This is a genomic window from Bartonella birtlesii IBS 325 (assembly GCF_000273375.1).
Lineage (GTDB): Bacteria > Pseudomonadota > Alphaproteobacteria > Rhizobiales > Rhizobiaceae > Bartonella > Bartonella birtlesii.
Genome location: NZ_CM001557.1, coordinates 512322 through 528900, shown reverse-complemented (window position 1 = coordinate 528900; position 16579 = coordinate 512322). Strand labels below are relative to the sequence as shown.

At 38.7% G+C, this 16579-nt stretch carries 7 protein-coding genes and 1 pseudogene; 5 read left to right on the top strand and 3 right to left on the bottom strand.

The genetic code is table 11. The features are described 5' to 3' along the window. Positions 1-5 precede the first annotated feature (5 nt). Positions 6-4649 carry a translocation/assembly module TamB domain-containing protein gene (locus QWU_RS02720; RefSeq protein ID WP_006590005.1) on the bottom strand — a complete coding sequence of 1548 codons (4644 nt, stop codon included), beginning with the start codon at positions 4647-4649 and terminating at the stop codon, positions 6-8. Next, positions 4649-6609 (bottom strand): annotated as a pseudogene (locus tag QWU_RS08965) (autotransporter assembly complex protein TamA). The gene QWU_RS02720 and the pseudogene QWU_RS08965 overlap by 1 nt, the downstream one beginning before the upstream one ends. A 411-nt stretch (positions 6610-7020) precedes the next feature. Between QWU_RS08965 and QWU_RS02710 the strand changes: the two are divergent. Next, the gene (locus QWU_RS02710; RefSeq protein WP_017196144.1) at positions 7021-8553 is read left to right on the top strand and encodes a YifB family Mg chelatase-like AAA ATPase; all 1533 of its coding nucleotides are present in this window, start codon (positions 7021-7023) and stop codon (positions 8551-8553) included. Between the two features lie 12 nt (positions 8554-8565). Here the strand turns inward: QWU_RS02710 and QWU_RS02705 are convergent, their stop codons facing one another. Beyond that, positions 8566-9450, bottom strand: coding sequence for a transporter substrate-binding domain-containing protein (locus QWU_RS02705; RefSeq protein WP_026017277.1), 885 nt, complete (start codon positions 9448-9450; stop codon positions 8566-8568). 580 nt (positions 9451-10030) lie between these two features. On the opposite strand from QWU_RS02705, the gene gyrB reads away from it, so the two are divergent. The 4 genes from gyrB (at position 10031) to coaBC (ending at position 16416) form a co-directional block, all read left to right on the top strand. After that, a complete protein-coding gene (gene gyrB / locus QWU_RS02695; RefSeq protein WP_026017276.1) occupies positions 10031-12463 on the top strand; it encodes a DNA topoisomerase (ATP-hydrolyzing) subunit B in 2433 nt (810 codons plus the stop codon). A gap of 114 nt (positions 12464-12577) precedes the next feature. Next, the gene (gene ubiE, locus QWU_RS02690; RefSeq protein ID WP_017196141.1) at positions 12578-13360 is read left to right on the top strand and encodes a bifunctional demethylmenaquinone methyltransferase/2-methoxy-6-polyprenyl-1,4-benzoquinol methylase UbiE; all 783 of its coding nucleotides are present in this window, start codon (positions 12578-12580) and stop codon (positions 13358-13360) included. 2 nt (positions 13361-13362) lie between these two features. Continuing rightward, positions 13363-14949 carry a 2-polyprenylphenol 6-hydroxylase gene (gene ubiB / locus QWU_RS02685; protein WP_006589997.1) on the top strand — a complete coding sequence of 529 codons (1587 nt, stop codon included), beginning with the start codon at positions 13363-13365 and terminating at the stop codon, positions 14947-14949. Between the two features lie 69 nt (positions 14950-15018). Next, the gene (gene coaBC / locus QWU_RS02680) at positions 15019-16416 is read left to right on the top strand and encodes a bifunctional phosphopantothenoylcysteine decarboxylase/phosphopantothenate--cysteine ligase CoaBC (protein WP_017196140.1); all 1398 of its coding nucleotides are present in this window, start codon (positions 15019-15021) and stop codon (positions 16414-16416) included. The last annotated feature ends 163 nt before the right edge of the window (positions 16417-16579 follow it).

Genomic DNA, 16579 nt, shown 5'->3' with positions numbered 1-16579 from the left:
AATTTTTAATAATCTCTTTCATAAAATATACCAACACTAGAATTTTTTTCATTTCCTATAGCGCCTTTAGCCTTGAGATTGCGCGAAATATCTAAATTAATTGTTCCTTTTGTCTTGCCGTCCGATCCTGCTTCAAAACCTAAATAAACATTGTTGTGTATATAGCGTCCAATACGTAAGCCGGTATTCCCCTTTTCATCAACAATAACATCAAGATCATCAAGACCAATTTTAGCCCGTAGGGTGTTTAATAAAGATGTATTAGAAGCACCTGCAAGATCAGCTGCGGCTGCCGCAAGCTGGGCAATCTGAAATGGTGATAGTTCACTAAGAGAACGATTAAAAATCAAACGTGCTAAAATCTCATCTTGCGGTAAATTCGGTTGTGAAGAAAAATTAATGCTAAGATCATCAATCGTTCCACTTACAGTAACAGTGACGCGAATATCACCACTATTCTTATTTGACACAAAATAAACCGTGGGATTAAGATTACCGCTAAAACTTGCTTGCCCTTGATCAAAATTAAAACGCTGTGAGAGAATATCAAAACGTCCCCGAATCATCTGAAATTCTCCAACTGGATGTACATCATGTAATGGGCCCGCTATATTAATACGTCCTCCCAACTCAGCATCTAACCCTCGTCCACGTACGAAAAACTGATTGTGCGCCGTAATACGCATATTTGACAATACAACAGATGAAGATTCTTGAGAGATACCACGACTCGTGTTGGTATCTTTAACATCAGCACGTTCAAGTGTTTTCTGAATCGATTTTGTTAAATTCTTATTTTTAATATCAAGAAATTTTGCATTGCGAAAATGATCGGGAACAAAAATCTCAGCCTTTTCAACGGTGATATCACCACCAATAACAAGATTATCTAAAAAGTGACCCGTCATTGTCATCTTTCCTGATAATGTTGCAAGAATCATAGAACCATCATTATAATTAGCACGGTCAAGATAAAATACTAAATCTGGCTGAAGATCATTGGAGATACGGCCAGAAACGGAAACTCTCCCCCCTTCAGACGAAGAAGCTGAAGCTTTCTCTATAAGAATATAATCGCCGTCTAATTTGCCTTCAAGTGTTATATTATTCAATCCTAAATTTGTCTTTGAATCAAAAAAGCTACCGTTGGATATAGATAAATTTCCTATCAATTGCGGCTTACTTAATTTACCATTAAGGGTGGCATCAATTTTAGCCATACCCATCACATGCGCACCACGCTTTGCTAATAAGAGATCAACAAAACCAAGAGGCATGGTGCCCTGAACATTCAATTTTGCCCCTGAATCATGTAAAGGAACAGAGCCATTTATGGAAAGATCTAACCCTTTGTCTCCTGTTGCTACCATTTTTTCAATATGAAAATTTGATTTTCTATAAGAACCACGCGTATTCATATTGAATAACATCGGTCCTTTATGGCTCATAACAGTTAAGTTTTGACTAGAAAGCTCAAAATGAGCAGAGGGATCTTTCATTGTCCCCTCAATATCGACTTTGCCTACAATCGTTCCTCCAAGGGCTTGCCCTTCAATAAAACTATTAATAAAACGTGCAGGAAAATCTTGCAAATTAACATGGAGAGCAAGCTTGTTTTTATCTAAAGGCATATGCCCCTGTACTTGTGCTCTTACCCCTTCTCCTGTTAAATTTGCGTTTAAAGTAAGAGATTGATCTACCGTTTTACCTGTAGCAGTAAGCACAAATGGCATTATTTCTTTGTTTTGCAGTGCAATGGTTGTCAGCCCCTCACCTTTTATATCATAGGTAACATTAGGCCTTTCTAAATTACCACGAATCATGATTTGCCCTGTTACAGTACCGGCTGCTCCAAGATCAGATTTCCAAAGATTAACCAACGCAGCAGGAAATGCCTTCATTGTAAGGTTTAAATTAAGGCCATCGTGAATATTTCCCGCGAAGATAACTTGACCTCCGTTAATGGCAACTCCTAATCCATTTACTGTCATTCCCTTTTTGTCAAAAATAATCGTAGCTGCTTTAGGCAATGTCGCATGAAAATTGTGTTGTTTAATATCTATGGTTTCAATCTGCACTTCTCGCTTTATACCCTCTGGAAGCTCCAGCGCAGTCATGCGGCCAGAAAGCTGTGCATTTGTATTATTAGGTAATACCGCTTGAACCGTAAAAACCGTTTGTTCACCCTTACCATTGGCTTTAGCATTTAAACGGTTAATTATCATTAAAGGCGTTTGAATATGCTCTGCATTAATAAAACCTTCAAACTGTATCATGCCAAAAGAGTTAAAGATATCTCCTTTAATTCCCAACTTTTTAATCTTATTGTTTGCAAAACTTAAACGGTCAACATGTGCTTTTAAACTAGCTTTTTGTCTGCCATTTTGTTCATCAAAAACAAAATCTCCTTTTACGTTTCCACTTCCTTCTTGCAAAAATAATGCAGAAAGTTCTGAAATATCATCAGCATCAATATGCAAAGCACCTTTAACAAAACCTTCCGTTTGAAAAAGATTACCGGTTATTTTTGCATTTCCGCCTTTTATATCGATATTTTCAAGTTTGCGAATCTTATCAGAATCCTCAAAAGAAGCAGATAAATACAAAGGCTTCTTAGCAAGAGTCCCTTCCCCCTTTACAAAGCCCGTTATAGAAGTAACTGGAGATGTATTATCCATCAGTGTTTTCATTATAAGGGTTGTGTTTTGTAGCTTCTTTCCTGTTAAAACTGCTTCAGCAACATGAAGGCGTGTGTTAAGGTTTATAAGGCTATTATGTCCCCTAGCTGTACTTTGGATCGTAAGGGCACCTTTTATTCTGGGATCTAATCTAGAAAGATCAGATATTTGGGCATAGAAATCCATTTTAGCGCTCTCATTTGAAAAATACCCATCAGCCTTTATATTTGCATATTGGCTTTTTAAATTCAAACGATGCAGAATTAAACCCGTTGTATTATAAGCAGCACCACCTGAAAACGTAAAATTTCCTTTGAAAAAACGATCAAAAGGGTTCATGCCTATTTTCATATCATCAACTGTTCCTGATAATTGAAGATCGAAAACACCACTCATTAAACCAATTGTTCCTTTGGCTGTAATATCTGCACTACCAGAGAATGGTTGTTTACTCAAGCGGCTAAAAGGAGCAAGTGTTTGTGTTTTAAAACCAAGATCGCCCTTAAAAATAAAGTGTTCCATTTTTCCTTTTAACCAAGCAGAAAAACCTTGTCCCGTAATACTGAAATCATGAATCAAAACTGGTTTTTTAGAAAAAATATCCGTATCTAGGTGCACATGAACTGTTTGGCTTAAATTTTCTGCCAAAGTATTTTTACGTCTTTCAACTCCTTTAAGTATTCCCTTAACCTGAATACCAACATGACGAGAAGCTGCATTATCAAGATTTTCGCTTACGCCCCCCATATCAAAAATCGCATCACGAATATAAATATTTTCATCTCTCACATGATGAATAACAAGTCGTCCATTCCAAGATTGTTTCCCTTCACGACCATAATCAATGTTTAAAGCGAGATTATCCACATGTATTGGCGCTTCTGATAAGGAATGCGTGACTCCATTTTCTTTATCAAAAGCCATTTTTCCATCAACAAAAAGCCGTCGCAAAAATCCATTTGCTGTTATTTCAGCATTGGCTACAACGTTCATCGTTTCACTCTGAAGTACCATATGATCAAGATGTGTTACACCTTCTTTTGTCACCCTTGCCTCTGCTTTTAACGTTACATCAGATTGGAAAAGATTACGATATTGAGAAGGCATTAAAGGACCAAATGTACCAACCAGCTTTGTAGAAAGACTATGTCCTTCTGCAAAGTTTGCAAAAACAATATTACCATTTAAAACAGCATGGTGATCAATTTCCGAATAAAGTTTGACAATCAAATCATCAAAAGTGCCATCTCCTTTAATAGTGAGACTTAATGCTGGACGCTTTTCAAGTTTAAAAATATTTACCAAAATGCCATTTTGCGGTTCATCAGCAGAAATATCAATTTTAGCTGTACGGTTATTATCAGATATTTTCGTTAAAACAGAAAAAGATCCCTGCGCATCTAAACGGTGAGCTGCTATATCAATATTAAAGTCACCATTTGCTAAGGTTAAATTCCCTTTTAAGGACATATCAGTCGAAAAACCAAAAAGAGCTTTCTCAAACGCCACATGTTGCGCTGTAAGCGTGTTGATAGAAATGGCAAATGGTAATTTGGGTAAAGAAATTTTTCCTGCCTTAAGGAAAGAAATAAGAGAAAAACCGCCTTGTGGTTTGCGTAAAAACGTAATCTGTTCTACAGAAAGCTGGTTAATACTCATGCGCCCTCTTAACAATGCGAGGCGATTCCAATCCATTTTGGCATTGATAATTTTCAACCAAATACCTTTTTTATCACTCACCGTAATGGTATCAATTGACATTTGAGAAGACAGTACCCCTTGCACATTATGTAAACGCACTTGGCGATTAGGTGTTGAAAGTCCACGTTCAATAAGAGAGATAAACCATGAATGATCATCCTTTTGCGTTTGACTAGAAAGTGAATTGGCTTCTCGTACAAAAACAAAAGCACTTAGCAAAAAACAGGAAAATCCAAACAAAACAATCCCTAAACGCATAGTTTTTTTCATTAAAACGCTTGTCCTATACCTACGTAAAAACCAATGCGAGGATCACCTTTCTCTCGCTTAAGAGGAAAAGCTAAATCAACGCGTAAAGGCCCAACACCTGTCATATAGCGACCTCCAAACCCTGCTCCCCATTTCATTTTTTGAGAAAAATCAAAACGCGTCTTCTCCCCTACAAAACCTCCATCGACAAAACTGACAAGCCCTATCTTATCATTTAAAGACAAACGTAACTCTGCTGATCCTTCGACAAGCGTTCGTCCACCAATAACAGTATCATGTTTTGTTTTGATGCCAATATTGCGGTAAGCGTAACCACGAACAGACCCACCACCACCAGCAAAAAAAAGCGTATCAGAAGGAAGTTGTGCTGTATTATTACCAATAATTGTACCAAGCTTTGCTCGTGCAGCAAAAACAAAACGATCCTTTTCATCCAATGCCCAATAAGAACGACCTTCTACAGTCATTTTTGTCACTAAATTGCTCAAGCGCATTTCATAAAAAGGTTCAACAATTACTTCACCATACAAACCTTTTGTCGCATTAAACTTATTATTACGACTATCGTAAATCAAACCACTGGATAAGCCAATTGTTGTAAAATTACGGCTTCCAAAATGGATATCGCGTGAATAGCCATTAGAAACTTCTATAGCAATCTGCCCCGATAGATGACCATTAAAGATATGCGTTACACCAAACTTCCCTTTGATAGCTTTTATTGTATAGTTTTCTAGGACATCTTGCTGCATTTTTAATTCTGTCCTAAAGTCTGTATCAGGGGTCAGTATGCCAGGCTTTATAAATGTGGCACCAAGAAGGTAATCAAAATTTTTCAGATTATACGATTTTTCTTTGTTGCTGCCAATACCACTGATTTTTGTTTCAATCTTAAGGTTCTCCGCATGGCCCAAAAGGTTATTATGCATCCAATAAGCTTCAAAACCGGCACCATCTAATGTTGAATAACTACCACCTGCACCAAAACGGCGAGGTTTGCGTTCTTCTACAACAAGCGTAAGCGGTAAACTGCCATCAGGGTTAATCGTATCTGCCTCATATATATTCACAGCACGAAAAACATTAAGCCGTGCAAGTCTTTCATTTGCTTTGTTTAGCGCATAAGAATCATATTTTTGACCTACCTTTAATCCTGTCATCCAAGCAATGTAATCTGAATCTACGCGCGGTTTCTTACTAACATTACGCACAGTTAAGGGACCGTAATAAGTTACTTGTCCAGGTTCCACTACAATCTGCGCATCAATAAGACGTGCTGCATGATCAGCAACAACCTCACTCTTTATAACTTTAGCTTTAGCATATCCTTGTCGACGCCATCCTTCAACCGCCCATCTTTCTGCTTTTAAAATGGTTTCAGATTTGGCAACGGTCCCAATCTTATAATTTAATTTCTCAATTGTTGGCATTCTATTGGTTTTATATTTTACGAATGGAGCAACTTTATTGATACCCGCAATACTAAAAACATATTGTGGACCGGCGTCTATGGTAATAACAATTTTGGATTGTGCTGGCAACTGTGTTACAGGACTTAAATCAGCAGCTTCTAAACCATTAATCTTGATACTAATAACACCGCCATAGCGGCCATCAGCATAAAGAGCAGAAAGAATGGCCCGATAATCTGAACGGGCTTTCGCTAACAAACCAGAAGAACTAAATGCTTTATCTTTATCCGCAACAAGAGAAGAAACAGATTTGACTATTTTAATACCTTCTGAGGGTGCTCCTAATGGTGTAACTATATCAACTTTATAAAATTTCTCTGTACCACTGATATGATGTGAAAAGGAACTTGTATTCTTTTGAGAGAAAAAAGGAATGCCAAATAACTCAAATGCCGCAAGTGGCTGAGGAAAAATACAAAAAAAGCACAAGCTTATACATACATTGCGTATGGTTCCTGATTTAAAAAAACTCCCGTCTGGTATACCATCAAATCAGATACCTTCAATAGATTTTACATCACTTTGTACTATAAATAACATCAAACAAGAAAGATAAATATGCCTACTCTGGCTATTTTACATGTTTGATCACATAAAATAACAGTTTTGTTTGCAATGCATAACATTGCCCTCCCCTTGAACATTTTAAAATCTCGCACTGTTTTGTAACAAAATAGTCACGCTCCTTTTTTCCTACCATATTCATCTAACTCATTATAAATGTTTTATTTAGCCGCATATAATTATGGTTAAATTTATGCAAATGCCCCTTCATAAGAGCACTACAAAATCTGCGCATGTATATAGATCTCCCTCTCTAAAAAACCATATAGATATTTCTTGATTTTTATGTGCAAATATGATTGTCTTTTTCGAATTAAAAAGGGGGGGAATAACCAATGATCGCGCGTGTCACAACTGTTGCTTTTCGCGGTCTAGAAGCAGTACCTGTTGATGTACAGGTTATGATTTCCTCTGGTAAAATAGGAATGGCTATTGTTGGATTGGCAGATAAAGCAATCGCAGAAAGCCGTGAGCGTGTGCAAGCAGCTTTTCATGCTTGTGGGCTTTCTATGCCGAACAAACGCGTTACTATTAATCTTGCACCAGCTGATCTGCCTAAAGAGGGATCACATTATGATTTGCCCATCGCCGTAGGCTTAATGCTTGTTATGGGAATTCTTCCTCCAGAAGTTGCACAAGATTACGTCATTCTAGGTGAATTGTCACTCGATGGTTCACTCACTGCTGTCAATGGAGTTTTACCAGCTGCAATGACAGCTTTATCACTCGATAAAGGACTCATTTGTCCCTCTCAATGTGGACCTGAAGCAGCATGGGCAAATGCAGAGATGAATATTCTTGCTCCCGAAACTCTTCTCACCATGGTCAATCATTTTAAGGGAACCCAAATTCAAAAACGTCCACAACCGCGCCAATATACGATCCAAACTGAATTGCCAGATCTTTGCGAAATTAAAGGACAAAAAACCGCTAAACGTGCATTAGAAGTTTGTGCTGCTGGACGGCATAACTTATTGTTTGTCGGTCCTCCTGGCGCAGGAAAATCTATGTTAGCACAACGCTTACCTTCTATTTTACCGCCCCTTGATAGCCGGGAGCTTTTGGACGTCTCTCTGATAGCTTCTATTACAGGAGAAACAATCCATAATACTCTTTCACTCCACTGCCCTTTTCGCGCTCCCCATCATTCTGCTTCTATGGCCGCAATGATCGGTGGTGGACTTAAAGGACGACCTGGAGAAGTTTCACTTGCACATAATGGCATTCTCTTTCTTGATGAATTACCTGAATTTTCTCCACAAGTTCTCGATTCCCTTCGTCAACCTTTAGAGAGTGGAGAATGTGTTATTGCTCGGGCTAATCACCATATCAGCTATCCCGCACATTTCCAATTCATTGCTGCCATGAACCCTTGTCGATGTGGTATGGCTGGCGAAAAAAACCATGTTTGTGCTAAAGGAATACGTTGTCAAATCGATTATCAGTCCCGTATTTCTGGTCCTCTGCTCGATAGAATTGATTTACGGATTGATGTCCCTGCGCTAACAGCTATGGACCTTATGCAACCAGAACAATCAGAAAAAAGCTGCAATGTTGCAAAACGCGTTGCACGTTGTCGTGCTATTCAAGTCAAACGTTTTACAACATTGGGTCTTGACCATATCCGCACCAACGGTGACTGTCCTGCCAAAATTATCGAAAAAATTGCCATACCTGATAAAAATGCCGCTAAACTTTTACGGGATGTGAGTGAAAAGATGCACCTTTCTGCACGCGCCTATCATCGTATTCTCAAAGTTGCACGCACCATTGCTGATCTCGATGAAGCAGACCATCTTGCACGCCATCATCTTGCAGAAGCTATTTCTTATCGGTTGGGTACTGAAAGGTTAACTGCTCTTTCTTAAAGAAAATATTTATCAATAAAAACTAATCGGAAAATAACGTAAATAAAGTTCTGTAAGCTTACCATCATCTTCTAAAGCTTTGAGAGCATAATTGAGTATAGCAACCAATTTATCGTTCTTTTTTGCAACAGCAAGCTGCATTCCTGGACCTAATAACTGTGGAGCCGTATATGCTCCTCCAACAAAATGGCAACAATTGGCGGATTTTGGATCATTTAACCATAAAGATAAAGCAAATCCATCATCAAAAATAACATCAATTTTGTGATTCTGTAACGCTTTATAGAGCTCTTCCCTATTTTTAAACCCTTGATATTTTGCTTCCGGAAAATAACTACGAAACAGCTTCTCATGAACAGTTTTAAACAAAACGCCACTTTTTAAATGTATTAGTTTATTGCTTATTGAGTCGTCCATATTTACAAATTGGGAGGCAATAAATTGAGACGCAACAAATCGCGCTGGAAAACGTAAATACGACCTTGTAAAAACAAGATCTTGATAAGTTTTAATTGTTTCTTTTAAACCTGCAATAATGACTTCTGCATCACCATTCTTAACATGATCTACCAGCTCTTCCCAAGGAACAACTTCTACCTCACAGAGTTTTTCAAGATTTAGCTTTGAGCAAATAGCACGCAATAAGTCGATATGATAGCCTGCAAGCTTTCCTGTTTTGTCAAAGAAATTAAAGGGGGGAAAATCAAAAGTTGTTACAAAACGTAAACGGATTATGTCTGCTGTATCAGGCTGCATAAAATGCTCATGCGAAGCGAAAAATGAAGGAAGTTTTTCAACCATTTCAGCTTCTGCAAACGAGAAAAACAAAAATCCCCACACTGCAAATAAAATTCTAATAAAAGCATTGAATCTCTTTATCGATTTTTTTACTTTCAAAATCTTCACCCCCCTCCATTTTCAAAGTTAAAAGATAACTCTGCTCAACCATCATATTTAATGCATTGAACTGAAAAATCCGCTCCAATAAATTAAAATTTTCACTGAGATACTTCATGAGAGATCTTTTGACGCTTTAACCTTTTTATCCACATACAGCCTCTTTTGACATGCAAGAAATTTATTATTATCAATCAATGCATGCAAATTTTCCGTTCATGTTTTGTGGTATTCTCCAATATTTCACTGCAACCCTCTGCCTGCTAACAACATGAAGCAAAAATACCTCATTCTTTGCATCATAGTAAAATACAGGTAACGATCTCCTACAAATATTAATGCTCTATGGAGTGAATTTTGACAGATCAATTGCCTATATTTGCTGCATGTAAAATTTTCTGCATGTAACAACATTGTGTGCAAAATTCATTCTCTCTAATTATCTACTAACAGATGTTGAATATAAATCTGATATACGATAAATGTTTAGTATGGTTATTCCGTAAATAACTGATCAAAATATTAAGCTTTAAAAAAGCTTTTGGGGTATCGCAAATTGAATACAGAAGTGGATTATCTTATGAGTGATGAAATAACTTCACCGATCTCTAGAAATGACTACGATGCCGCTTCTATCAAAGTTCTCAAAGGTCTTGATGCTGTACGTAAACGTCCTGGTATGTATATCGGCGATACAGATGATGGTTCAGGCTTGCACCACATGGTCTATGAGGTTGTAGATAATGCTATTGACGAAGCTTTAGCCGGTCATGCTACTCTTGTAAATGTCACGCTCCATGCTGATGGTTCTTGTTCTGTTCGTGATAATGGACGTGGAATTCCAACAGATATCCATCCAACAGAAGGCATTTCAGCAGCTGAAGTTATCATGACGCAGCTTCATGCTGGTGGGAAATTTGATCAAAATTCTTATAAAGTTTCAGGGGGCTTACATGGTGTTGGTGTCTCTGTTGTGAATGCATTATCCGTTTGGCTTAAATTGAAAATCAAACGTAATGGTAAAATTCATGAAATGTCATTTACCCATGGAATTGCCGATTCTCCGCTAAAAATTGTTGGTGATTGCGATAGAGAAAGTGGAACAGAAGTCAGTTTTTTACCAAGCTCTGAAACCTTTACAATGGTTGAATTTGATTTTGAAACGTTGGAACGCCGGTTACGAGAGCTCGCTTTCTTAAATTCTGGCATACATATTCTTCTCGTTGATGAACGCCATGCTGACATTCGATCCGTTGAATTACATTATGAAGGTGGATTAATTGAGTTTGTCAAATATATTGATCAAACAAAAAAAGCGCTCTTAGATACCCCTATTTACATCACCAGTGAAAAAGACGGCATAAGTGTTGATGTTGCTCTATGGTGGAATGATTCCTACCATGAGAAAGTTTTATGTTTTACCAATAATATTCCGCAACGTGATGGTGGAACGCATTTGATAGGTTTCCGGAGCGCTTTGACGCGCCAAATTAATGGTTATGCTGAATCTTCAGGCATTGCAAAAAAAGAAAAAGTTAACTTAACCGGTGATGACTGTCGTGAAGGTCTCACAGCTATTCTTTCTGTCAAAGTTCCTGACCCTAAATTTTCTTCACAGACAAAGGACAAATTGGTTTCTTCTGAAGTACGCCCTGTTGTTGAAAATTTGGTCAATGAAGGTCTTTCAACATGGCTGGAAGAACATCCTAATGAAGCCAAGCTACTCATTAGTAAGGTCGTAGAAGCTGCAACAGCACGTGAGGCAGCACGCAAAGCACGTGAACTCACAAGACGAAAAGGCGCTCTTGATATCACTTCTCTACCGGGAAAACTTGCCGACTGCCAAGAACGTGATCCCGCAAAGTCGGAAATCTTTATCGTTGAGGGAGATTCTGCTGGTGGATCAGCAAAAAGTGGACGTTCTCGTCAAAATCAAGCAATTTTGCCGCTGCGTGGTAAAATCCTTAATGTTGAGCGAGCACGATTTGACCGCATGCTTTCCTCTGATATGATTGGAACACTTATCACCGCCCTTGGTACCTCCATTGGTAAAGATGAATTTTCACCGGATAAATTACGTTATCATAAAATTATTATTATGACAGATGCGGATGTTGATGGTGCCCATATTCGCACCTTGCTGCTCACTTTCTTTTTTAGACAAATGCCCGAGTTGATTGAACGTGGACATCTGTATATTGCGCAACCTCCCCTCTATAAAGTATCGCGTGGCAAATCTTCCCAATATATTAAAAATGAAGCAGCCTTTGAAGAATTTTTAATCGATACTGGGCTAGAAGAAACAGCTCTAGAGCTCTCCACAGGAGAAGTTCGTGCCGGTGCTGATTTATATCAGCTTGCTAAAGATGCTCGTGTATTACGGCAACTTTTAAATGGTCTTCACACCCGTTATGATCGTAATATTGTTGAACAAGCAGCGATTGTTGGAGCTTATAATCCTGAAGCTTTAACAACAGCAGAAAAGGCGCAAAAAACAGCCGATATCATCGCCCAACGCCTTGATTTGATTGCTGATGATATAGAACGCGGTTGGAGTGGTCAGCATACACCAGATGGAAGTTTATGTTTTGAACGTGTTTTACGCGGCGTTAAAGATATTCTTACCCTCGATACAGGACTTATAAATTCAGCTGATGCACGCCAAATTGACCGCATTTCTAAAAATTTCATAGAAATATATAATCCTCCTCCTCTCTTACACCGCAAAGATAAATCAGAGCGTATTTTTGGCCCCATGAGCCTTTTAGAAAGCATTTTTGCAAATGGTAAAAAGGGCATTACGCTCCAACGTTATAAAGGCCTGGGGGAAATGAATGCCGAACAGCTTTGGGAAACAACGCTTGATCCTAATGCGCGCTCTCTTTTACAAGTTAAAATCAACGACGCAACAGATGCGGATTCACTCTTTTCTCGTTTAATGGGTGATGAAGTGGAACCTCGGCGAATTTTTATTCAAGATAATGCCTTAAACGTTGCCAATCTCGATATCTAAAGGTACTCTTTCGTTTCTGGCTATATAAACGTCGTGGTTTTATGCGTTGTTTTTTCGTATTTGAACATTCTCTCTATTTTCATTTACGATAAAAAAATAAGGAAGGTCATGTATATGGCAATTGAAACAGATCGTGTAGGAGCCAAGGGTGGTATGGAGCACTCTTTTGGCTTTACAAGAGTTGATGAAACGCAAAAACAGTTCATGGTTGATGGTGTATTTCACTCTGTTGCCGGAAATTATGATAAGATGAATGATATCTTATCATTAGGGCTGCACCGTGTGTGGAAAAACTCTATGGTTGCATGGCTTTCTCCTCCATCAATTGCCAATTGGAAGGTTCTTGATGTAGCTGGTGGTACTGGTGATATTGCTTTTCGCATTCTTAATGCCTCATGCCAAAAAGCCCATGTTACAGTGCTTGATATTAATGGCTCAATGCTTAGTGTCGGTAAAAAGCGTGCGCAAAAAAATGGTCTTGCTTCTCGAATTGATTTTGTTGAAGCTAATGCTGAACACTTGCCTTTTGAAGACCAAAGTTTTGATGCTTATACTATTGCTTTTGGAATCCGTAATGTGCCCCATATTGATAAAGCCCTTAAAGAAGCTTTTCGTGTTTTAAAACCAGGAGGGCGGTTTTTATGTTTAGAATTTTCAAATGTCGAGATGCCTTTGCTCGACAAAATTTATGATCTTTGGTCTTTCCATGTTGTCCCTAAGCTTGGTAAAATCATTGCAAATGATGGTGATGCTTATCGTTATCTTGTTGAATCTATTCGTAAATTTCCTAAACAAGATGATTTTGCCCATATGATCAATGATGCAGGTTTTTCGCGGGTATTATACCGCAATCTTACTGGTGCTATCGCGGCACTGCATTCAGGTTGGAAAATTTAAAAATGGTGCAAATTTCCACTTACTTTCAATTAATGCGTGCAGGATGGGTTTTAGCGCGTGAAGGTGTTTTGAGTGCTCTGCCCCATGATGATCTTCAAGGATTTCTAGCATTATGTCATCGTATAGCAAGAAGACTAGCACGACGCAAAACGAAAAAGAAACGACGATCTGAAAATATTTCTCATGCTATTAATAAGCTTGGACCCTCTTACATAAAACTTGGTCAATTTCTTGCTACCAGGCCTGATATTGTTGGACGTGATATTGCGGAAGATTTAGTACAGCTACAAGATCGCGTCCAAACATTTTCTTGCTCTGAAGCTATTGCACAAATTGAAAATTCGCTTGGTCGTTCTATTAGTGATTTGTTCGCAAATTTTTATCCACCTATTGCTGCTGCCTCTATTGCCCAAGTTCATCCCGCTGAATATTATGATGAGAATGGCCATAAAAAAAAATGTGCTGTTAAAGTTATTCGTCCCAATATCAGAAGCCGTTTTGCCAAAGACCTTAGAGGATTTTATCTCATTGCTCGTTTACAAGAACGTTATATACCAGCTTCTCGGAGACTGCGCCCTGTTTGTGTGGTTGACACTTTGGCACAAAGCACACGAATTGAGATGGACTTACGGTTAGAAGCAGCTGCCATATCAGAAATGGCTGAAAATATTCAACATGATGTAGGTTTTCGGGTACCAAAAATTAATTGGGAAAGGACAGGACGCAATGCTCTCACAATGGAATGGATTGATGGTATAAGAATATCTGAAATTTCTGCTCTCAAAGAAGCAGGTTTTGATTTGCAAGCACTCGCTATTACACTCATTCAATCTTTTCTTCGTCATACATTGCGTGATGGTTTTTTTCATGCTGATATGCATCCTGGCAATTTATTTGTAGACTCTCAAGGATGTATTGTTGCTGTCGATTTAGGAATTACAGGACGACTTGGCAAAAAAGAACAGCATTTCCTTGCTGAAATCCTTTATGGTTTTATTACCCGTGATTACCACCGAGTAGCACGCGCGCATTTTGAAGCAGGATATGTACCTCCACACCACAATATTGAAAGCTTTGCGCAAGCAAATCGTGCCATTGGTGAACCAATCCACGGGCAATCAGCGCAAAGTATTTCCATGGCTAAATTGCTCACACTATTGTTTGAAGTCACTGAATTGTTTGATATGCAAACACGCCCTGAACTTTTACTTCTCCAAAAAACTATGGTTGTCGTTGAAGGTGTTGCACGCACACTGGACCCTCATTTTAACATGTGGAAAGCCTCTGAACCCATCGTTAGAGAATGGATTGGCAAAAATTTAGGACCGATAGGAATAGCAAAAGACTTTAGTGAAGGAGCACAAGCACTCCTTTCTCTAGCTCGCAAAACACCACAATTGATACAAAATTTCCAACGTATAGAAGAAGACTTTAACCAAATCAGAGAAACAGGATTTAATCTTTCTCCCACCACCCTTAAGAAACTTGCTATTGAACAAAGTCGTACCAACCGTTATGGCCGTTATAGCCTATTCATCATTGCATTTTGTTGTATTTGTTTTACTTTTTATCTTTTTCATCTTTTCTAATTTGCTCGATATGCTAAAAAACATCAATGATGAAATCATCGCAATCATTTTATTTTTTTGAGATATTTTATGGCTAGTCTTACCATTCGCAACCTCTCTTCTGAAATTAAGGAAGCTTTACGTATACGTGCCGCAAAAAATGGCATTTCTATGGAAGAAGAAGTCCACCGCCTTCTAAGCAATCTCACCACTCCAACAATATCCTCTTCTCAAGCGAGTATTATTGAAATGCAATCATTGCAATCAAAGTCTCTGCTTCTCATTATTGGTGGGAGTATTGCTTCCTATAAAGCGCTTGATCTCATTCGTCGTTTACAAGAACGTGGAGCACGCTTAAATATTATTATGACAAAAGCAGCGCAAAAATTTATTACGCCTTTAGCAGCTGAAACGCTCAGCGGTCATACTGTATATAGTGATTTATTTTCACGCGCAGAAGAACATGATATCGGACATATCCGTTTAGCACGTGATGCTGATCTTATTATTTTAGCGCCCGCTACAGCCAATCGCATTGCTAAAATAGCCAATGGCATAGGAGATGATCTAGCTGATTGCGTGCTTTTAGCAGCACGCTGTCCACTCTTAATCGCACCAGCTATGAATCCAGCGATGTGGACACATCCAGCAACCCTTCGCAATATTGCAACATTGCGCACAGATGGCATTCATATTGTTGGACCAGAATTTGGTAAAATGGCTGAATGCGATGAAACGGGATATGGACGTATGAGTGAACCCTTAACCATTGTTGCTGCAGTAGAAGCTCTTCTAGGAGTGCATGAACAGCCACTTTCTGGGCGCCATTTTATTGTGACTTCTGGCCCTACCCATGAACCAATTGATCCCGTGCGTTATCTTGCTAACCGCTCTTCTGGCAAACAAGGACATGCTATTGCAACAGCTCTCACACATTTAGGTGCTAAAGTGACACTTATTTGTGGACCTGTTCATCTTGCTAACCCACCAGCTGTAAAGACTATTCATGTTGAAACAGCACAACAAATGTTACAAGCCGTTCAAACCGCATTGCCTGCTGATGGTGCCATTTTTGTCGCCGCCGTTTGCGATTGGCGTAGCCAAACACAATCTTTACAAAAAATAAAAAAGAGTGCTCATAAAACACCACCATCTTTGCCTATGATCGCAAACCCAGACATTTTAGCAACAATTGGACATGCTGCAAACCGCCCACCACTGGTGATCGGATTCGCTGCAGAGACTTCTGACCTCATTTTTAATGCGCAAAAAAAATGTCTCGAAAAGGGTGCTGATTTCATTCTTGCAAATGATATTTCTCTTCATGCTGATGGCACAAGTGTCATGGGTGCTGATACAAATCAAGTTTATCTCGTTAGTAAAGGAAATATTGAACAATGGCCGCATATGAGTAAGCAGAAAGTAGCAGAAAAATTAGCAAAGGTTATTGTGTCATTTTTCGAATCCTATCCCCCTATTCATCAATAAGGCAAAAGATGCCTTATCCAAATGAAAATACAATTTGAACTGGGAACTGGGAACTGGGAACTGGGAACTGAGAACTGAGAACTGAGAACTGAGAACTGAGAACTGAGAACTGAGAACTGAGAACTGAGAACTGAGAACTGAGAACTGAGAACTGAGAACTGAG